This is a genomic window from Nostoc sp. C110 (assembly GCF_043099725.1).
In the GTDB taxonomy this organism is placed as follows: Bacteria; Cyanobacteriota; Cyanobacteriia; order Cyanobacteriales; family Nostocaceae; genus Nostoc; species Nostoc muscorum_A.
Window position 1 is genome coordinate 3636065 of the sequence record NZ_CP171148.1, and the last position, 21784, is coordinate 3657848.

Annotated in this window: 15 protein-coding genes; all 15 read right to left on the reverse strand. The window is 40.1% G+C overall.

From position 1 onward, the window contains the following. Positions 1-298: 298 nt before the first annotated feature. The gene (locus ACFFRD_RS21105; protein ID WP_114080238.1) at positions 299-1690 is read right to left on the reverse strand and encodes a PP2C family protein-serine/threonine phosphatase; all 1392 of its coding nucleotides are present in this window, start codon (positions 1688-1690) and stop codon (positions 299-301) included. A 1445-nt stretch (positions 1691-3135) separates the two neighbouring features. Then, positions 3136-4779: a signal recognition particle-docking protein FtsY gene (gene ftsY / locus ACFFRD_RS21110; protein ID WP_392477197.1), complete on the reverse strand. Its 1644-nt coding sequence runs from the start codon at positions 4777-4779 to the stop codon at positions 3136-3138. 260 nt (positions 4780-5039) lie between these two features. Then, positions 5040-5681 carry a transcription antitermination factor NusB gene (gene nusB / locus ACFFRD_RS21115; RefSeq protein ID WP_012406910.1) on the reverse strand — a complete coding sequence of 214 codons (642 nt, stop codon included), beginning with the start codon at positions 5679-5681 and terminating at the stop codon, positions 5040-5042. Positions 5682-5803: 122 nt separating this feature from the next. Next, a complete protein-coding gene (locus tag ACFFRD_RS21120; RefSeq protein WP_334806150.1) occupies positions 5804-6568 on the reverse strand; it encodes a DUF502 domain-containing protein in 765 nt (254 codons plus the stop codon). Between the two features lie 516 nt (positions 6569-7084). Beyond that, positions 7085-7993, reverse strand: coding sequence for a glycosyltransferase family 2 protein (locus ACFFRD_RS21125; protein ID WP_392477199.1), 909 nt, complete (start codon positions 7991-7993; stop codon positions 7085-7087). Positions 7994-8117: 124 nt separating this feature from the next. After that, entirely contained in the window at positions 8118-8960 is an 843-nt protein-coding gene (locus ACFFRD_RS21130) for an HpsJ family protein (protein WP_114080241.1), read from the reverse strand. 364 nt (positions 8961-9324) lie between these two features. Continuing rightward, positions 9325-9972, reverse strand: a complete 648-nt coding sequence (locus ACFFRD_RS21135; protein WP_392477201.1) for a TIGR04282 family arsenosugar biosynthesis glycosyltransferase — start codon at positions 9970-9972, stop codon at positions 9325-9327. Positions 9973-10004: 32 nt separating this feature from the next. After that, positions 10005-10565, reverse strand: a complete 561-nt coding sequence (locus tag ACFFRD_RS21140) for a GspH/FimT family pseudopilin (RefSeq protein WP_392477203.1) — start codon at positions 10563-10565, stop codon at positions 10005-10007. Further along, entirely contained in the window at positions 10531-11607 is a 1077-nt protein-coding gene (locus ACFFRD_RS21145; RefSeq protein ID WP_392477205.1) for a glycosyltransferase, read from the reverse strand. Before ACFFRD_RS21145 ends, ACFFRD_RS21140 begins: the two co-directional genes overlap by 35 nt. After that, positions 11600-12598, reverse strand: coding sequence for a hormogonium polysaccharide biosynthesis glycosyltransferase HpsE (gene hpsE / locus ACFFRD_RS21150; RefSeq protein ID WP_392477207.1), 999 nt, complete (start codon positions 12596-12598; stop codon positions 11600-11602). The genes ACFFRD_RS21145 and hpsE (ACFFRD_RS21150) overlap by 8 nt, the downstream gene beginning before the upstream one ends. Before the next feature lie 21 nt (positions 12599-12619). Further along, positions 12620-13579, reverse strand: coding sequence for a hormogonium polysaccharide biosynthesis glycosyltransferase HpsE (gene hpsE, locus ACFFRD_RS21155; protein ID WP_392477209.1), 960 nt, complete (start codon positions 13577-13579; stop codon positions 12620-12622). A 201-nt stretch (positions 13580-13780) separates the two neighbouring features. Further along, positions 13781-14470: a Tfp pilus assembly protein FimT/FimU gene (locus tag ACFFRD_RS21160; RefSeq protein ID WP_392477210.1), complete on the reverse strand. Its 690-nt coding sequence runs from the start codon at positions 14468-14470 to the stop codon at positions 13781-13783. A 37-nt stretch (positions 14471-14507) separates the two neighbouring features. Continuing rightward, on the reverse strand, positions 14508-15551 hold the full coding sequence (hpsC, locus tag ACFFRD_RS21165) for a hormogonium polysaccharide secretion pseudopilin HpsC (protein ID WP_392483126.1): 1044 nt from the start codon (positions 15549-15551) through the stop codon (positions 14508-14510). 65 nt (positions 15552-15616) lie between these two features. Continuing rightward, positions 15617-16321, reverse strand: coding sequence for a hormogonium polysaccharide secretion pseudopilin HpsB (gene hpsB / locus ACFFRD_RS21170; protein WP_392477211.1), 705 nt, complete (start codon positions 16319-16321; stop codon positions 15617-15619). A 27-nt stretch (positions 16322-16348) separates the two neighbouring features. Further along, entirely contained in the window at positions 16349-21091 is a 4743-nt protein-coding gene (hpsA, locus tag ACFFRD_RS21175; RefSeq protein ID WP_392477212.1) for a hormogonium polysaccharide biosynthesis protein HpsA, read from the reverse strand. Between the last annotated feature and the right edge of the window lie 693 nt (positions 21092-21784).

A 21784-nucleotide genomic window follows, 5' to 3' on the forward strand; every position in this document is an offset into this window, starting at 1 on the left:
TACCTTTTACCTGCTCTCCCCCTTGACGTTTCCTACTGTGCTAGATGTGCAAAATATATAGTTTTTGCTTCAACAGAAATGTATTCTAAGGATCATTTTTTATGTATTATCCTAATGACTAAATACAAACAATTCCTGAAAAAAGGTTAATTTGCGATTATTTGAGCGATCGCTACGGAAATTTAAAGAAAAAATAAATTAAAAATTAAATTTTGGATGGTAAATATCCAGTTGCCATAACCAGTTGCCATAAAATTAAGTATTTATTCATGGCTTGAACAGGAAAAATGGTTAATGACTATAAAATTTGCAGAACAACTAGTGTCATGTCATCAGTGTTTTGCTTATCATCACCAATGAATTGCTGAACTTGGTCAAATAAATAGTCCACAATCTCCTCTGGCCCATTACAGTACTTGCAAGCCGTATTGAAGCCAGCGACAAAGTTATCTTCATCGAAGCGATCGCCACCAGCCGCCGCTGCATCGGTCAAGCCATCTGTATAGTAAATAATGGTATCCCCAGGCTCTAACTGTACCTGAGCATCTTCATATTGGCTGTTAGCATCCAAACCGATTAGCATTCCTAGAGTATCTAAGCGGCTGACAGTTTTCGTGGCTGCGTGCCACCACAAGGGAGGATTGTGTGCCGCATTACTATAAGACAGAATTCGACTGTGAGGATTATATTCTGAATAAAATAGTGTTACAAAACGGTGAGAATTTTCCAAATCCGCATACATAACTCTATTTAAGTTTTGCAGAATTTTTGCTGGAGAATTCCCATGTAGCACTTCTCCCCTTAGCATTCCTCGCATCATCGTCATAATCAGCCCAGCAGGGACACCTTTGCCCATCACATCTCCAATAACCAAACCCCAGCGACCAGTTTCGGTGTCGCCTTTAGTCTTAGACCGAATTTTATTCTGATTGGTAGCAATAAAGTCGTAGTAGTCACCGCCAACACGATTTGCAGGCTTACAACGGGCAGCTAGGACTGCACCAGGGATTGTGGGACATTGACGTGGTAGAAGTCGCCGTTGAATTTCTGCACCAATTTCTAGTTCTTGGTCTAAGCGTTCTTTTTTTCTAAGTTCTACAGCTAGTTCATCGTTTTCGATCGCTACTGCTGTTTGATCTGCCACTAACCTAACTAACTTTTGCCTAGTTTCTGTCCAACTATATTCTGGATCGCGGCTCAATACATAGAGCCATCCCCTTTCTGTATGCTTTACCAGAATCGCCGTACCAAAGATTTGTACCTCTGGCCCCAAATAGCGATGCATTTGGTCATCCAAAATCCCCGTCGCATTCGCTAGAGGGGCAGTATTTGGCAAAAGTGTGATTTGACTGCTGGCTATTTCTAGCGCTTTGCGGATATTTTTACGCTGTCCACTATCTTGCCAATGTAACTGTTCTAACCTGACTTGACCATTAGGTTTGTAGAGAAACAGGGCGCTGCCGTCTGCATCTGTCACTCTTGTTGCCATTAGCGGAATCAGTTCCAAAAACTGATTCAAATTATTGAAACTTCTCAGGGCAAATCCTAAAGAACTGAGCAAATCTTGAATTTTGTTCTGTTCCCGGTGCAACCTTGCCACGAGTTCTTTGAGTGCCACGACTGGGGTGACATCCGTCGCGGCACTACTATTGTTGTCAGTGGGTTGAGAGGGCAGTTGAGACACAGGCACAGGTATTATTGCACTTTATATTGGCAGATTTTAGATTACTTATAAGCTTTTTGGCTTTCGTATTGCTAAACCATAATTAGACAAGACTTGTCACTTTAGCAAGAGTATAAAGACGTAACAGGCAACTTTTATCAGTATTTTATTTGCTTATTATATTTTTGATGGAATCTTAGTCATTTAAAATCATGTATTTTTAGTCAAAATCCAACCCGTAAAAATTACTATAGCGGTTCTAAATTCTATTGAATATAGACCTAACACCGAGCCTTGTAGAGAGATGTGTGTACACCGTAGCCTTTTCAAAGAAAGATCAAAGTGTATTGCATCAAAACGAGAAGCACTATGGTTTTGGTGATAGTTCAGAAATCTTTTCCTTTTTTCATAACTTAATTCCCAAAGCATATCTCTAAAGTCAGAAAAATACTTTATTCAAAGAATAATTTATAACGCTTTCAGAGTAATTATTTGGGTATAGAAAACTAGGAAATTAGAAGTCTTTTGAGCAAAAACCTCCATAAGCGCTCAAAGTGAGCTTAGTTTGGTAAAAACATACTTACATTCATTCCTAAAGCTGAGAATATGTAAATAAGTCTTTAAATACTTAATCTGTATACCATAATTACCGTGATAATCGCCAAGGATGATACTAAATCTAGAAAAAATCTCCTCCCAAAACTTTAAGTCACAAGCCAGAAACAATGTTGTCGTTTGATCATCAGAATTCAAATCTCTCGATTTACTACAAAAATATTTGTAGATTCTTTCGCAAGTAGGAGCTGAAAATACACCTGGGAGTGTTGAAACAGCTTACTTACACTAATTTGCTTTTTGAGTCCACAGTGGACGATTTTCCGAATTTCTGATGGTCGGAAGCCGTCTTTTTGGTAAGCATTGGGCAAACATCTGACGCTAGTAATCTAACTTTTAAGTAAGTTACGTGCAGCGTGCAGTTCTCCCGACTTGCTAATGCAGTCGCTTCGCCTGTTGGTGATGCTACGCATAGCTTTAGCTTGCTTCTTTGACAGCAGTACAAGTTGCCATAGCCAATATGAGTTAACTGCGGAGGGAAAAGACCACAGTCTTTGACTCACCTGCGTTGGCTTTCTAATGTACTACTCACCCCTCAGACTGCTGTCCATCCCACACCACAATAGTTGTATTTGTGGGGGTGAGTATCTTGTCTACCCTTTAAGTTTCTACAAAATGTAAGTTTATGGGCTTTTGTGTGTAGCAACTAAATGTCTTGCTACTCCACTTAAAAAGCCCTTAAAGGGGTGAAAAAGTTCATTAGCTTGAGATTTTAGCAAAAGTCACCCATTTATTGTGACAAATTTATGATTTTAGGATTTTAACTGTTTTTAGTTAGTTCAAGTGATAATACCAGATTCAGTTATCCCTAAATTTCTCAGTTTGTCAAGAAAAATTTTTTACTCCCAATTTTTCAATTAGCTACTTAAGAGAGCTTCGACAAACTCATAGCTTGAAAAGGGTCGTAAGTCTTCAATTCCTTCACCAGCACCAATAAAGCGAATCGGTAAACCTAGCTGTTGCACAACGGCAAGGGCAACACCGCCTTTAGCAGTGCCATCTAGTTTGGTTAAGACAACGCCACTCAGTTGGGCCGCTTGGGAGAAAACTTCGGCTTGTCGTAGTCCATTTTGACCTAAAGTAGCATCTAGAACCAACAGCGATTCCACTTTGGCATTTGGAGCTTTTTTGTCAATAATTCGCCGGATTTTACCGAGTTCGTCCATTAAGTTTTTCTTGTTTTGTAGTCGCCCAGCAGTGTCTACCAGAAGTAATTCTGTTTGCCGCGATTGGGCCGCTGCGATCGCATCAAATACAACTGCTGCTGGATCTGTATTTTTTCCAGGATTGGCAATTACTTCTACACCACTTCTACTACCCCAAACCTTCACCTGTTCCACGGCGGCGGCGCGGAAGGTGTCTGCTGCGCCAATCAAGCATTTATAGCCAGATTTTTGCCCTAAATGGGCAATTTTGCCAATGGTGGTGGTTTTCCCGGCACCATTCACCCCAGTGATTAACCAAATGTTCAAAGTTTCTTTTTCTGGGGTAAAGCTAGTTTTTTGGGATGCAATGCTTGGTGCATCCAGCATATCCCGAAGAATTTTTTTCAGATAAGCGATCGCTTCTTCCGGTGCAGTAACTTCTTCTCTAAGTTTTGTCTGTAGCGCATTGATAATAAAGTCTGTCGCCTCTACACCCACATCGGCTTGCAGGAGCAATGCCTCAATTTCCGTCACAGCAGCTTGGTTTAGCGGCCCTTGACCAACGATTGCCTTCAGTTGATTGAGAATACTCCGACGAGTTTTGTCTAACCCTTGCCGGAGCTTTTTGAGCCAGGTAATTTCTTCAATAGAAACGTCTTCTGGATTTCTACCTTGAGCTGCTAAAACTTTCGCTGACCAGACAAACCCATCATCAAATACCAATCCGGGAATTTCCTCTCCTATCTCTGAGGTTGCAGCTACTGGCTGTACTATCTCCGGTTCTGGAACTTCAATGGCGGTGGCTATTAGTTGATCTAGTTTTGCTTGCCGTTCTGCCGCCGCCCGTTCTAAGAAGGATAAATTAGCTGGTGCTGTTGGCTGCGTTGCCTCTGGCGTGGGGGTTTGTTCAATTTCGCTTGTGGTTATTTCTGGGCTTTCGACATCTGGCTCTTCAGCAATTGCAATTACTGAGGAATCTTCTGTATTTTCTTCTTCAGTAGCAGTTTGGATAATTTCTAGCTGTGCTGTTTCTAGGGTTGTACTAACAGGTTCCTCAGTTAGTTCTGATTCAGTGATTTCCGCAATTGCCGTTTCTACAGTTTCAGGTTCTGCTAAGGCATTTTCTGAATCAGGCGGGGTTTCTACTACCTCAACCTGTTGTTTTTGCTGAATATTTTTGTAAGCAGCTTTAGCAAACGCCAACAAGTCTGCCGTTGTGTCTGGTGCAGTTTCAGCAGCTGAGGTTTCGGCTGGCTCTGGTTGGGGTTCTTGTGCAGGAGTAGTTTCTTCCTGTTTTTTATCAGAGGGAGTCTCAGAGGAATCGTTATATTGACGGCGGAACCAATTAAAAACCATTGCAGCAGTATTAGTTATATGAGTTATAAGTTATAAGTTATGAGTTTAATTTAACTTTGCACTTTTTCTTAGGGTGAAAACTTCCCGGTTATCCTCACCTTTGATAGCTAGTTTGAGGAGAATTAGTTTCCTTTGGTTCGCGCAGCGTCTCCCCTTCTTCCAAAGGAGAGCTAGCGCCAAGGTAAAAGTTTCGCTCGGAGGAAGCCGCAGAAGCGGCTACAGACTTTTCTCCATAGCAGTATATGAATTAGGCAGTGTTACTATGCTGTTTTTTTCTGCTCAGTGACTCGGCGCAAAACACCATTAATAAATCGATGACCGTCGTCTCCACTGTAGCGTTTGGCTAGCTCCACAGCTTCATTGATGGCGATACTATCTGGAACTCCTAAGAATTTCATTTCTGCCACTGCGATTTGCAGGATATCGCGGTCAAGTTGGGCAAGACGAGTTACTTGCCAATCCACTAAGGCAGTAGAAAGGAGTTCATCTATAATGTGTCGATTTTCGTTGACAGTAATCACCAGCTCTTTCGCGTAATTACGGACTCCCTTATCCTGATTAGCTAGTTGAATCAATTCGGGGAAATCAACTGCCGTACCCAATTGATTGATTGCTGTCTGGGTGCAGGCGATCGCTTCTTGAAGCATTGTTCTGGCAGAATTGAGGTCGGAAGCACGAGTTTGGCTACTCAAAAGGCGATCATTACTGCGTTGCAGTTCACCTGCGGCATTATTGAGGGTATCTTGCACTTCTGAGGTCAGGGTGCGTACTGCTCCTAGCACCAATTTGGATACTAGCTGATCGTCTAGTAGTGTATCTAATTTTTTTGGGTTGACTGGCAATTGGCTAAGGCTTAAAAGCGCCAATTCACGAGCAATTTGCTGGGGTTTACGAGGTTGCATAAAAGTCAGGGGTGATTGTGCGAGAACTGAGTAACTAGGCTGGGCAAACTTACAAGTCTATCAATTTTGGCACAGTCAAACAACAAGATTACGCATTTGCTTGTGACTTTGCCAGATTAATTTTAAATTTCTTCAACGGGAATAATCTGCCGCTTGATTTCGTCGTGTTTCACTTCCACTGTAGATTCTTTAGGGAAAATTAAGGGCGTATTAGGGGCAACAATGCCACCTGATACAACTATTTTAAAAGCGTCTTCAATAGACATGGAGAGGTTCACCACCTCGTCTTCAGGAACGACTGCGTACCATCCGGTAGTTGGATTTGGGGTAGTGGGGATAAAAACACTTAGGACGGGGCGTGACATCTGGGCTTGGATATCACTGCTGATTGCACCAGTGACAAAGGCGATCGCCCAAATTCCTCGGCGGGGATACTCTACCAAAATTACCCGGCGAAATTTACCATTAGAATCTTTTAGTATTGTTTCTAAAAGCTGTTTGAGAGTTTTGTATACCTGCCCAGCTAAGGGAATTGCCTGTAATAATCGCTCACCAAAATCTAACAACCACCGTCCAGCAATATTGCGAGCCATTAAGCCCATCAATAAAATACACAGTAGTGGCACAGCCAATCCTACTAATAAATTCAGTAAATTTACTAGAATTGGGTTTAACCCATCAAAAGGATTCAGTTGTTTGGGAATTTGGGTGAGGAAGTTGATTACCCAATTAGCAATGGTAATTGTCAGCCAGATAGTGGTTGCGAGGGGAATTACTACCAACAAACCAGCAATCAGGTCGTTTTTTAAGTCCTGTTTTAGGCGATCGATTACCAAGCCCTGATTCTCCTGTTTTAAGCTAGAGGAACTTTTGTTATTGGTATCCATACCAGCAAATTCGTCAAATAGCAAAGGCTTTACTTGAAGCAACTTCTGCCGCAAGTAACTATCCAAAACGCTAGCAGTTTGGCTACTACAGCAACAATACGTATTTGTTGCTGTAAATCAGCTATTCTCCTACAAGCATAGACATAGATATCAACCAATCAGATGGCGGCTGGTTGTTTTCAGAAAATGTCACCTTTCCTTGTAAGACTTGTAAATGATTGTTGCAAGTCATAAGGTATTACTAATCTATCGCGCTCAATCAAAAGCTGCTTTTGATTCTGAAAGTACCACCAGGTAAACTGAGGAGTTATTTTATATGGTCAGTCACTCACGTTTGATCGGGAGCGGTTTTTATGAAAATGGTCTGTTATAAATATTAATTTAATATGGTGGTTTTGTTTAAATGTAAAGCGCAGTAGGGTACCACAGCTAGCTATGCTACCCTATTTCTGAATTCTGATTTTGCGATCGCTACTTGTTGATTTGACTGAGAATCCTTCTAATCTCCAGTCCCCTTTACGCCACATCAGCCTGTGTAGTTTCCGAATCCGCACACTGTAACTGTTGTGGACTCTCTTTTGCCAGAATTGCTGTTACGTCTAAATTAGGTTTTGGTAGATACTTCATTTCCCAAACTTTGAGCAAAATCAAGTATTCGTAAAATGCCTGCAATGTACACCAAGCAAGTCCAGCGTGTCCATCTAAACAGCCACCTAACATAAAATACATATATAGAAAGCGTAGCAACGGTCTCGCAGGTAAACGCAAAGACAAATCTTTCAAGGCGCGGCGTTTTTCGACTTCCGATTTACCAAAGAATAAATCTTGCCAGTTGACCTTTCCCTGTTCTAACTGATACAGCGTTTCTTGAGCTTCATCTGTAGAATAACGGTTATGTTTATCAATCCAACGGCTCAAACCTTTGCTACAAGTGTAGTGGGGGTATGTTTCTTTTAAAAAGCTAGTTGCACCGTCACAAACTTCCCGCTCAGTATGACCGTAGTCTGTAAACCACACCTTTCCGTGGCGGAAGAGACGCATTTGGTAACGGGGATACTGTGTGCTGTAGCGAATCCAACGATTCATGAACATGACACGTTCAGCCACGTAGTAACCGATGTAATCAAGATTCGGACTTACCTTTTCGCATTCCGCGAACAGTTCTGGTGTCATCCGCTCATCAGCTTCGAGAATATAAACCCATTCGTGCTTCGGGGGGATGGACTCTAACATCCAGGTGCGTTGGCGGCCGTGGCTTTCAAAAGCGTGTTGGACAACGCGGATGGGATAGCTACTGGCAATTTCCACAGTGCGATCGCTACTGCATGAATCCACAACAATAATGTCATCCGATAGCATCGCTGATTCGATACAAGCAGCAATATCTAGTTCTTCGTTATATGTCAGTATGTAAATTGAGAACATTACTCAAGTTTTATAGTGATTTTACTCAGTGATAATTGTATTTTTATTGTTGTTAGCTATTAGGCGCATGGCAGTATAAACCGAATAATTTTTGTATAAGTCTTACTGCCATGCCAATAGTGGATTAACGGGCGGTAGCTCTAGGTTTACCACCTTGTACAGCACCCATACCTTTTAAGCCCGTCCAGCCGATGATAATGTAACCAATGGATAACAACAAACTGCTAATCCCAATCCGCAGCCCAGACTTCCAAGCAGTATCTTTAGCTTGTTGTTCTGCTTCTTCTCTGCGCTGGCGAACTTGGCTCAGTTGTTGAGTTCGCAGTGTCTGAATATCTGTTTGTTGTTCGATAGCTTTGTCAAGCGCTTGGGGATCTGTTTTAGCCTTCTTCAGTAACTCTTTGATATTTGGGGGAATTTGAGAGCTTTCAAGCGCTTGCTTATATTTTTGATCGTCTTTGAGGATTTCACTAAACTGAGCTTTGGTTTGGGTTCGCAGTTGATCTAATTGGGCTTTTCCTTGCTCAGTATTCAGTTGTGCTTGCAATTGCGATAAGCGAGTGTTGAGTTGAGCTTCTGCCTGATCTGCTTCTTGGGTGATTCGATTGAGTGTTTGAGTCTTAGCTTGATTGACGTTATTGAGGTGCAGGGGAAAAATCAGCAAGAACATCAACCCTAAAATACTTGAGAGAATCACGGCGGGAAATCTTAAATCGATCCCTTGGGGGCGATCGCTTCCTGCATCAGCGTTTTCAATCCAATAGGCAGCAAATAGCAGCCCCAGCCCCACTAGAGGAACAATCCCGCGATCGACTAGTGCTGTTGCCAAGTTGATTTGCCATACCCGATCAGTCGGTTGAAAGGGTAACAATAGAATCAAAAAGTCCACAAAAAAGGACAAAATGCAGATTATTCCAACTACCTTAACTGTGAGGGCAGTACTCACGGAAGTAAAACGGTTAACCATAGTTTTTCAAACTGGCGGTGAATACGAGTGATTTTCATATTTCAAGTTACTTGAATATTGTGCCCATGACCGTGACTATTGTGTAGAAATGCAAAGCAGATTCAATATTGCTAAAGGCTATCTGCCTCTTGGTTTTCAACTAGGCCACAGTAACATTTGTTATGTACAGTGTCTTCAGGAAATTCTTGGTGTTTTAGAGTATAAGTATAAACCGTAACGTAGTAAAAGACTCATTAATTACCCGATTTCTCTTGTTTTCAGTTCTTAATCGCTTGCAACATAAGTATTTTGTAGGGGCGCATATCTGTGCGCCACTAGTGGGTTGTGCATCCATATAAAAATTACTATATCTCCTTTATCTCCCTCATCCTTCCATCTCACCCACAAGGGTTTGTTCCCAAATCGGCAGATCCTCGGGTCGGTCAACATCAGCTAAAGGCGACAAATTCACGTATGATAAATGAAGTTTTTGGGCAATGTCTACGGTTTTCTGGAATACTTGAGCAGTTCCCCACTCGATATTAACGAATAACTCCGGGATAGCTTGGCGCAAACCAATTAAGTAATATCCACCATCGATCGCAGGGCCAAGTATGAGGTCAAAGGTGTGTAACTTTTCAAAAGCTGTTGCTAGAATCTCGGCATTGACTCCAGGACAATCTGTGCCGATGATAATTACTTTTTCTGCACCAGATTGAAAAGCATCGAAAAGCGATCGCGCCATCCGTGAACCTAGATCGCCTTCGCCTTGAGATTGGTAAACCAAATCTAACCCCAGCCAGTCTTGCATTAGTTGCAAATCGCCACCTGCAAATCGCACTTCCACAGATATAGCAATGGCTTTTTGCAATTCTTGAACCTGAAATATTGTATATTCAGTCATTTCCCGTTGAAGATTGGCAGCACCAAGATTTCCTAAAGCAGGTATCAATCTGGTTTTTGTCTTACCTGGTTCTGGATAGCGAGTAAAAATAATCAGGTGCTGTTTTGGTTTTGCTGGTAAATTCAGCACGCAATACCTTATTTGAATAAACTAAAAATATTTTAATAGCAATACTTGCCATCATCGGCTGTAGTATGCTCCTTCGCAGTTCGCATTGTGCCTAAAATCGTTGAAATAATAACACAACGCTTAACTTTACCACCAGAACTACTGGATAGCGTGATCCGTCCTAAATTTTGTGAATTACCTCTGTAGTCAAATTGAACTTTGCGTATGCCATTTGACAATTGCAAGGTTGTCTCAGAATCTAAGCGTACATTGGAATCTATGTTATTCCAATTAGCAGTAGATGGATTTACTGTAGCAGGATGAACTGCCCATTGAATAATGCTGTTTTGCTCACGAAAGCTAGCTTGCCAAGTCAACTTTTCGTTACTGGCTTGGCTTCGGGCTTGATGAATAGCAAGGTGAACTTCGTTTTGAGCAGTGTTGAGACGGCGAGTCTCTACAAAAGCTAACCAGTTAGATATTCCCTGGGTAGCTAATATACCAATTAATACAACAACTACTAACATCTCTGGTAGGGTAAAACCACTACTGGAGTGCTTATTCAAAAGCTTCTTTGCATTAACTAGAGACGGTAAATGCACCTGGATATCCATTTTTGTTTTCTGATCGCTTTTCAACTACCCAGTCGTTGAGCAATGTTTCAGTTTCTTGCCTTCTAAGTTGACGCTGGTTAGTAATAATGTCTAGTAAGGTCGGCAGAATAAGGATTGTGACAATTTTCAGTGACAGTTTTAAGGTGAAATTTATGTTCTGAAGTCTTGAAGGGTTATAAATAAAATACTTACACAAAAATATAGCCGCCGCTAGACCTTTTTTTCTGTTAAATGGCTTTTGTAGAGCTTTGCAGACCAGGTATTTGTATAAATTTGCCAGACAAAGATTCCAACTATCCTTTAGTGTCGTTCCTGTAGCTTCTCGTAGAGAAGGTCTTTTTTTGTAGGCTCTCTCAAGCACTTGTAAACAAGATCTTTCCTGTCTGACAAGATTGCAAGAAACTGAATTAGGAGTTATGCGATATAAGATTTGTACAGATGGGACACATATAAAATTAAACTTAGATGCTAATCGCAGCCACATATCCCAATCCTGAGCCGCACCTAGAGATTCGTCAAAGCCACCTAATGCAATTAAAGCTTTTCTACAAATTAAAGGATTGGAACCATTCTCTAAAAAGTTATTTAGTAGTAAATTTTCATAAACATTTCCATTAGCTTTAATACGCTTACCCGAAAGTATAAACTCACCATTTTTGTCAATATAGTCAGTCCAACTATAAGCGACTTTTGCGGTAACGTTTTCTTGCAAAGCCTTTAATTGAGATTTAAGTTTATCAGGTGTCCAAATATCATCTGCATCTAAGAAACTAACAAATTTTCCAACAGCATGGTGTAGCCCTCGGTTACGACTAACGTTTCCCCCGGCATTGGGATAGGAAAATACTTTTATTCGTGAGTCTGGAATTTTTGTAATAATTTCTAAGGTTGAGTCTTGGGAACCATCATTTATTACAATTAATTCTAGATTGTGAAAAGTTTGATTTAAAACAGATTCAATAGTTTCTTTAATAGTTTTTTCACTATTGTAAGCTGGGATAATTACACTAACCAATGTTTTATTTAAAGTTGACTTAATCATGTTGTACACTTCTTGTTTTCAAGATTTTGTCTAACTTGCATCTTAAAGAATAAAAGGGACTCATCATACTAGCTAAGTAAAAGTTAAGCTCAAAAAGAGCAATTAGATTAGTTTTAAATTGCCCTCTATACTGAATGAGGTGCTGTAATACTCTACGTAAGTTTCCTAAAATAGTTTTCACAAAAATTATTGGTTTTTGCCAATTTTTAGCATTTATCAAACGTAGCTGAAAAATACACAAGCCACAGCCACGTGCTAAAGTCAGTAAATAATCTCTTTCCAGCCGCCAATGTGGTATTTGATGATAAGTATGCATGTTAGGGTTATACCAAATTTCCCAGCCTGCATAATGTATATAAAGCAATGGTTCATAGTCATCACCCTGCACAAAAATACCAGGTAATTTGCCGCTTAAATTCGGTTGTTCTGGTACATTTTCACACCATACTTGTTTTCTCACAACAAGCGCTGCCGCAGGAGGTAGTCTTAAATTTTCTGCATCAAATAAATGCGGATTTAAACCATGTTCTCTGATTGCTAAAAAAGCTTGAATTCTTTCAAAATTTTCTGGCAGCTTTACTTCAAAATCCCCATGAATCTGTCCGCTCCAAGCACCTGCTTGAGGATGCTCTAATCCAAAGGTATATGCTTGGGCTAACCAATCAGGATCAGGTAAATTATCATCATCTAAAAACGCTATTAGCTCACCTCTTGCTTCACGTACTGCCCGCAATCTTGCAAAAGCTGCTCCCTGTTTGGGTTCTAAAAAATATCTTAACCGATAATTTATATCATATATTTTTTGGTAATTCTGGATTATTTCAGATGTGTTATCAGAACTATTGTTATCTACAATAATAATTTCCCAATTAAGTTTTTCTACTCCTATCTGGTTTAATAGCTTATCTAAAACTTTAGGTAAACGGGTTGCTCCGTTATAGGCAGGGATAGCTATGCTAATATCTAAACTTTCAACTGATAAGTTGACCATAATATTTAATGCTTTGATAATTTATTTTTTAAAATATCCATTTTTCCAAAGGTAAAAAGGGCTAACGAAGCTACTAAAAAAAAGTTCCATTTCGCAAGCAACTACCAAATCGTGTTTGAGTCTAGTTCGGTATTTGAGTAAGTGTAAAGTAATTTTACGTAAGTCATTTATCATATAAGATAAAAGAGCAATCGGTCTATATATCTGTTTGATATTAACCATTCTAGTTACATAACGGCTAAGTCCAATTCCTCTAAAAAAGGGAATCAAATAGTCTTTTTGTAAACGAGAACTAGGTATTCTATGGGAAATTTCCATTTCTGGGTTATACCAAATTTCCCATCCTGATTTTTGGATATAAGACAACATTTCTAAGTCTTCACTGGTAAGCATATTACCCTTAACTCTCCCAGTTAAAATTGCCTTATCTGGCACGCTTTCTAACCACGCTTGTTTACGCACTACAAGTCCGGCAGAGGGAGGTAGCAATTTTTTAGATGCTTCATATAATAACGGTAAATCACCTCGCTCTGTAATTGCTAAAAATGGGGCAATTCTCTGAAAGTTTTCTGGTGGTTCTACTTCCCAGTCAGGGTGAATTTGGCTGCCATAAGCTCCCGCTTTGGGGTATTTTTCACCAAAAGCATAAGCTGCATATACCCAATTTGATACTGGATAGTTGTCATCATCTAGAAAACCTATTAATTTACCTTTAGCTTCTGCAACTGCTCTTTTTCGGGCATAGGCTGCCCCCTGTTGTGCTTCAAAGCAATACTTTAAAGGGTAAGGACATTGCCAATTCTGTTGATAGGTTTGAACAACTTTAGCTGTGTTATCAGTGCTGTTGTTGTCTACAACTATAATTTCCCAAGTTAAATTTTCGGTGTGAAGTTGGTTTTGTAGCCGTTCTAGTAGTTCAGGCAAACGACTTTCACCGTTATAAGTTGGGATCGCTATAGTAACATCAAGGTTTTCAGCCATTTGACAAAATTCACATTTTGATATTTTGATTAAGACGCTTTTTATTTTATATATTGAACCAATAGCTAGTTTATTACTGGCTCTTAAATAAATCTATCGAACATTAAAAACTGCACCTGATGTTTTAATTTTGCTATCAATGTGCAGTTTTATATACAGTATTATTACGTAATTTGAAATGAAGATTCCTGCATAAGCTACTTAACTGCATTTATCATCTTTTGCTGTGAGCATTGAGCCTAAGAGAGTTTTCACAATGACGCATCGCTTGACGCTACTAGCCGATGTGGAGTTTGCAGAGCTTGGTACAGCTACCACTATTTTTAACCCAGGTGGCTCTGTCGAAGGGGCTACAGGTGTTCCAAAGCTTGCATTGGGTAAAGTCCCCATATAGTCAAAGGTAATTTTTGTTGATGCACTTAAAGTATAAGAGACAGATGAACCAGCAGTGTTTTGACTGGTGAGATTTGCACCTAGCAAAAATTTATCAGAGCTAACGCCTATATCCGCTCCTAAAAGTTTCGTGCTGATAAGTAAGTCGGCACGATAAATAACAACCTCTACATTTTGGGTTGTGGGATTTTTCTGAAAAATTACACTATAGTTAAGTTTTTGCTTTTTAGCTTCGCGCTGTGCTTCTTGCAGTGCGGCTAAAACGGCATCGTTAGCCTTATTTACCTTCTGTCTATTTACAAAAGCAACCCAACCAGGAGCTGCGATCGCTGATAAAATTCCGATCATTAGCACCACTACAACCACTTCTATTAAGCTAAAGCCAGAATCTTGTTGGGTGTATCCAGAAGCATAGCGTAGCCTGGGAATTAGACAGTGCAGTTTACTAGTTTCATTTCTACTGTTTGGGTTAAATAACTTCAAACTTAACTTTTCCATAATGGCTACCATTAAGTAATCCTTTGAACTTCAGCATTTACTTGGTATACAAGTATCCGCGTCCTTGTACTCGTATGCTTGCAGTCGGAAAATAATTTTTTTTGCTATCACTATCATTTTTGATTTTATTTGAATCGGTTTCAATGCGAGCAAGTGCATTGCCTCGTATAAAGACTTGTGCTGTTGTGTTAACTAGGTCAACACAGGCATAAAAACTAGTCATTTTGTACGTATCACGAGTATTCAAAGTAGCTATATTTGGCGGTACTTTTGACCATGTAACAACAGTAGGTGTAGTAGAATCGGCGGGGCACGTTGTTGCTATTTTTGATGCCATATCTGTTGATACATCTTCAGGTTTGGTTTGATCGATAAAGTCAAGAAGTACTGCGGGATCGGCAGTATAACTTGCTGTAGCTTTTGTCCAACTATTCATTTTTTGTGTTATTGTGCCTATTCCATCAAGCTTAAATAAAGCAAAACCTGGACTAGGACACTGATTGGTTACATACTTACCACAAGTTTGTGTACTGCTGGGATCTGCTACACCATCTCTAATTTGCCATCGGGCGATACGAGCAGCTTGAGACCAAGTAGAACTTGTGTCTTTAATTAAATAGTAGGCAACTAATGAGTAAACAAAAGTATCATCTTTTTGACTACCTGTAATTGTAATTGCTTGATTAACTAATTCTCGTTTCCAAAAGACAAGAACAGGAACTCTATCTGTTGCAGTTGGGCTAGGTAGTTGATTTCCAGTTGTACTTGCATTTGGGCAAGTAGTAGTATCAGCAGTACCAGTTAGGCAAGCAATTCCAGTAGCATCATAAATATAGATAGCCTGCTGCAAATCACGGGCAATGTAATCTAGTGCTGCTTGAGTTTCTTGCTCAGAATTTGCCTTGGCTTGTTCCTTTCGGTCGGTATCCAAAATATTGATCATGAAACCTAGCAATGGCGTGATGATCAAGAAGGACAGGATCAAGCCTACCAACAATTCAATTAAGGTAAAACCATCAACTTGCTGAATGCCCTTGGGGCATTTTAGCTGTTTACTGAGCAGAAATTTTAGTGTCCTCATCATACTGCGGTATTCTCTTTGCTAATAGATGCACAGCGATCGCATAATATGAACTTGCCTAGTTTTTATTGGCAAGTTTGATTTGTAGCGGTACCCAGTCGTTGACATAAAGCCTGAAATGTAGTGGTACTGTTACCAATATCGGTTGTCATCTCAATTAATGGTGCTTGCCGATCGCCCAATCCACCAGTGAAAGTTTGTTGTGTATTCTTAGTGGTATCTGTGCTGGCTTTGAGAGTTTTGCTAAAGTCAACATCCGCCCGATAGATCCGAATTCCCATACGGTAGCCATCGTTTATCCCAGTAGTTTGAACAATCCGACTAGCTTGAATGTAAAATAAATTGTCAGTATTGCTACTACAGTCTGGATTAACAATGCTACCGTTCTTAAAGCAATATAAATTAGCTTTGGTTACTGATGTAGGAGCAGGCATGTTTGTACTGGTTATTAAATAGTCTTGTGGTCTGCCTGTTACACCTACTACATCTGAAATGCGTCTGGGTGCAGCTGATGTAGGAGCAGCAAGTGTAATGGCGGCTGTACTTGGCGCTGTAATAGCTCCAGTTCTGATGCCATCAATGAATGTTTTTGCTGCTTGAGTCGCCAGTTCCGCTCGTCGAGATTGAACGCGGGTAGCTGTTGCGATAACTATTACAGGTGCGATCGCTGTTAGTAAAATAGCAACTAACAGTATTGCTACCAGCGACTCAATAATCGTAAAACCAGACTCCCCAGAAGGATGAATTTGTTGTTGTTTGTACTTAATCATTGCTAATCACCAGCTTCTAGAATTTTCTTATGGGCAAGTACCACTTTGATCTGCATCAATTGCAGCAGTTGTAAAACTAGTAGGATCGCTAGCATCGGGTTTTTTAGCACACAACAAAGTTTTCACCCAAGTATCATCTCTACCAACTTCTCGGAAGAACTCATCTGGTAAATCATTTGGTATTGTCACCAATTTTTGGGCAAATAAGTCAGGCGATTGAGATAGAAGTGCTACATCGTAACCCCATTGACGCGTAGGAGCTAGATAAAAAGGAACAGTACCACTATTGTTTTCAATTTTGTATTGATTGGATAACACTGCCATTAATGGTGCATCTGCATAAGCACTCCTTTTAATCTGCATGAAAGCACCGCTAATCCTAGCTTTAGTAGCGCCACCAGTACTTGACTGTGGATTCCAGTTTTCTAAGAAGCGCACAAAATTATGTAGACCACCATTATCTTCTGTAGGACGAGCAGGGGTATCTCCAGTTGCAGCAATTAAATTGAATGTAGTTTCTGTAGCTATTTGCAACCAAAAATTGTGTTTTCCTACGTTAATACTGCTGTTATCTGCACCACCACTAGTCATACCAAAAGGAAAATCAATTTGCAGGACTGGTTTTTGAAGTAATGTTCCTTGTCCAGTCTGACTGCTTAATAATGGTGGATTATCAGGGTTAAATGATTCATTGCCGCTTGTATCTTGTGTTTTAAACCAGGGAATCGGAAAGGTAGCGGAACTACCGTCATTTTCTTCTGGATAACCTGGTTTATAAGTATTCCATGTGTCGTAGGGAAATAATTGTAACTTGGCAGTACCACCATCTTTGATAAACCCATAAACAACGGGTTTGCCGTTGGTCAAAAACAAAGTACCGTCAGTATTGCGTTTAAAAGCAATCCTTCGTGGCACATTTTGAGCTTCCGTACAATCAGGTAGTCGTGCAACTGTACCTGTTTTGATTGCATTTAATGGTTGACCGATAATGCCATCAGATTGCCCAGCAGTTTTTTGCGAACTTAATCCATTACAGTTACCTCCAACTGCCATTACCCAGTTTTTATTGTCACTACAATCAGCAGGATTTGCTGCTACGCAAACTTCTGTTGCAAACTCTCTGGTTCTTGTTACTAGCTGAACAGGCGTGACAAAGTTGTTAAGGTAAGAACTACCCTGATATGTAGCTGCTTTTGTGAGATTTGCAGGCTCAGAAGGATCAAAGTCAGTACCCACAAAGTCTTTGGGTAAATAAAATTTTGCACTGGTAGTAGCTGTAACACCAGAATCGCCAATATCATAGAACCATTTTTTACTAGGATCGTTCTTGTAATACCAATCGGTTACATAAGAATTGAATCCTGTTGCGCGGTTCCCCAAGTTATCATTAGAATCATAGTTTCCTTCATTGCGGAAACCTTCTCTAAAGTTATTAGAAAGTAAGCTAATAGAATCTGCCAACAGAGCAGCAGGTCGCCATTCGTCGCCTGTTGTACAGTTCGGTAGCCTTGGATCGCCTGAACGGCAAGCAAAATTTACATTGCGTTCTGTTGTGGAACGACTATAGAAGTCACCCCAATCATCATCTAGTAGGTTTGTGAACTCTTCTTGTTTGCCAGTAGCGTTTTGATGAAGATTAAAGTCGCCTCTAACATACATTGGCAAATTGCTAGCTAAAATTAACCCTTTTTCTGCATCTCTATAGGTCTGTACGCGCCAGAGTTTAGAGCCGTTGATTAGCATAATGCCATTAGGACGGCGAGTTGGGTCAACCTTAAAGTCTACAAGACTTTCTGCCTTCTGATTTTCTTGTTTTTGTACATCTGTGCCAGTTGTCGGTTTAGGCGCACTTAAATCTGGCAGGGCATCATCACGAGTTGCGTAAACAATACCGCTATTCGGTATTAAGTATTCTTGCGGTGCTGAAGCTGTTGCTGTGCCAATCTGTTTTTGCCGTAGCTGATTAATATCTAATACAGTGACACGAACTTCTAAAGGTTGTCTGTCTTGTGTAGGGAGATCGTAATTTGTCCCTGGATTTGCACCATTATCAGCATTGGTGAAAGTTTCTAAAATACCTGTAGTTGCTGAATTATCTGTTTGAATTGCCTTAATCTGCCTTGCATCTAGAAAGGCAGCTTCCATAATTGCACCATCAGGAACAAGAGTAGTACTACGTGTAATACTACCGTCTAGAATTTGTAAGGCACAAATTGCAGCATCAATAGTTGACTGCTCAGAAAGAGTACGATTTGCTGCTGTTTTTGCTAAAGCTGTTTTGAGTAGTAGATCGTCTACTGAACGTCCATTTTCATGTATTAAGTCTGCTTGGTAATTCAGTACATTCTGATAATCAGTAACAGATTTAGTTGGTGGGCCATAGACGATACCGTTGTTGGAATTTCCTGCAATAGTACCAGACCTGTCACTACTAGGAAATTGAGAGGGGGGAGATACATCAGCTAGACCCGTTTTGTTCCTAGATTTATCTTTGTCAGTAGAATCGTAGTAGCTACTAACGCAAGCTATTGGTGTGGGGCTACTCGCACTGTAGCTAGCACCCTTGTAGTGATAAACTGCCGTAGCCCGCATCCGCAAATAAGGTTTATATGTTTTATCTGTGTCAGTTGCTAATTGGGGCAAAGGGAAACTTGAATTATTAGGTTGACTTGTGGTAGCTGCTACTGTAGCAGTGCTAGAAGCCACTGGCATCATATCAGACCAAATTTTGACAGTAGCAGCTTTAGCTATAGCAAAGTTAGAGTCAGCAGGCATACTAATTGCATTATTAGTATTCTTATCGTTCACTACATTGCCAGAAGCATCCTTGACACTAACAGATGATGAAAGACCTGTAGTAGTGTAAGCACGAGGCAGATAAATGCCAGCACCCGTGACAACTCGCAAGCCACCTACAGGGTCTTGAGCGCTAGTCGGTACTTGAGCAGCTGCTTGTTCCCAGTCTTGATTACGATCTATAGAACCCAAATTAGCTAGAGTCTCTACACCAGTACTACGGGTGCGAGTTCCATCTCCTAAATCCCAGATAATATTTTGGATATTTTGGGTGTCTTGGGGATTTGGGCCAACAAACTTGCTATTAGTTGTATCCCACCAAATCTCAGGTAGATTGTTACCAATTAAAGCCCTATCACCTAAATATTGCTCTTTACCTTGCAACTCTTTGGCTAGTTTAGTTGGTTCAGTCGCACCAGGTATAAGCTTAGTACCGCCATTTCCATTGAGTGTTAATTTCGTATAATTAGTAGCAGTTTTCCCATCTGTGGGGTCTGTGGGATAGATCCAAGCATTTATTGCACGTAGATCATTGCCACTGCCTTGTAGTGGAGTAGTTGTAGCATAAGTACCTAGAGCATCACCACCCAAAGCCACTTCAGAATAAGGTATGCGGCGAGTGCGTTTTTTAAAGTAAGTCTCTAACTTTTGCCTGCGAATTCGTGCTTCTTCATCGGTAGTATAGCTTGCTAAACCTTGCTTAGTCTTTTCAGCAGTAATTGCGTCTTGTACTTCTTGTGGATCAGTTGTCACAAGGTTACTCATCTGAGCATTAACTAAGCGATTAATACGCTGCACATAAGCTAGGCTGTTATAAGCTATATCTTTTGGTACTGCGGTTACTGATTTTTCAAATGAGACTTCAGTCGGATCTGTGGTGTTGCCTTTGTATAAATGCACTTTAGTGGCACTGCCGACATCCTCTGTAGCAGTGAATTTACCGGCCGCTAAATTCCCACCAACCACAATTTTGGCATTGTCAGCTTCGTAAAAACAGGATGCTTTACTACTAACTTGATATACTGTGACACTTCCTCCTCCAGTCAAGAGGTTACTGTTAGTAAAAATCCGCCCATTCAATCTTAATATCGGGCCTGGAGTAATTTCTATATCATCTTCATAAACAACAGCGTTATTTACTAGTGGGAGTTGAATACGTTCTTGTTGATACTCAATAGCAGAAAATCCTTTAATGCCTTTTTTTTGCTCATAGCTTCCTGTTTGTTGACTGGTAATCGGAACAGTTGCTGTGTAGACAAAAAAGGCTTTTTTCAATTTATTGCCTAATTTAAACCAGCCAGTATTACCTACCAAAGTAGCACTCGTACCCAAAGTATCTCCACAATCTCCATTTATGGTACCAGCAGTCATGGGTAGAGTTCTTGCCTCTAATGCATTTCTCGCACGAGTGTATGCACCATTACTAATAGGAGGATTTTTAAAGTAAACGCCATAAAGGGTGTAGCTATCAAATTTACCGTTATTGTCGGTATCAACAGGGTACATCCATGCTGTTTTGAGTTCGTTTGAACCTTGAGTTAGCTTCAGTTGAGTTTCATCACCAAATGTATATTCATTTATATTGCTTGTTAAAGTAGAGTACAACGCATCATCTGTAGGTGTAGCTCGTGGTAGTCGTCCATCTTGAAATAGCTTATTTAATTTAGCTCTAGCACGATCAATTCCTGGGGTAGCAGCGTTGAGTGCAGCCTCATTCACTCGGACATTACTAGCATTTTTTGAACGTTCAAAAGAGCGAAACAAAATTGCAGTTGTTAGCAACACAACGACTAAAGTTACCATTGCTACTGTTGGTAAAATAAAGCCAGCATTCACCGAGTTGTGTCTTCTTCGATTGCCAAAAAAAGTTCGTAGTAGCCAAATGATTTGCTTGTTAATTGCAGATAAAAACTGCTTGCTAATTTGTCTGAAGGTTTTTTGAATTGCCTTGACTCGCTCACGTTTTCGAGACATAGCTGCTTCCCTGTCAAGTGGTTTGTTTTTTATTTTTTTAGGCATAGGACTTACACAGAACTATATGTTGTAGGGGCAATTCATTAATTACCCATTACCCATATTTGAAAATAGAGTTTAGGCTATTGTTAGCGTAAGTTCTGAGACATCTTCAACTATGCCTACAAAGTATTTTCATAGGCATTAATTGAAGCTAGATTTATTTAACTACTGCATTTTGTTTTACTAGCCCTCAAAAAAGTAGGCACAACAAAAGACAATTTATTAAAGTTATATCATTTATGAATTGTTCATTTTATCCGGTAAATACTGATTTTTTGAAAATTATTTAGTTCAAGTCCAAGAAACAGTAAGAGTATAACTTCACAGTAAATTTGCGGAAATGTATTTTATTTAAAGGCAAATTTATGAAGATGGTGTTAACAGAGTAAGCTTATAATACCCAACTCTTAAATGAAAGATATCACTTGGGCACAAAATAATTAGATATAGGGATTATCACTTCGGTACAATACTGTCGAAACCTTACCCTATGCTGGTTTTAATCCCTCTCTTCAATAAGGAGATGTACAGATTCTGCGTAGTATAACCAGGGTAAGATTTTCTTGAGCTATTCGATAAACTGTAAATTCTGCCGAGAGAGATTTATGTGTACACCGTAACTTCTTAATAGGTAGAAATAAGTTTCTTAGC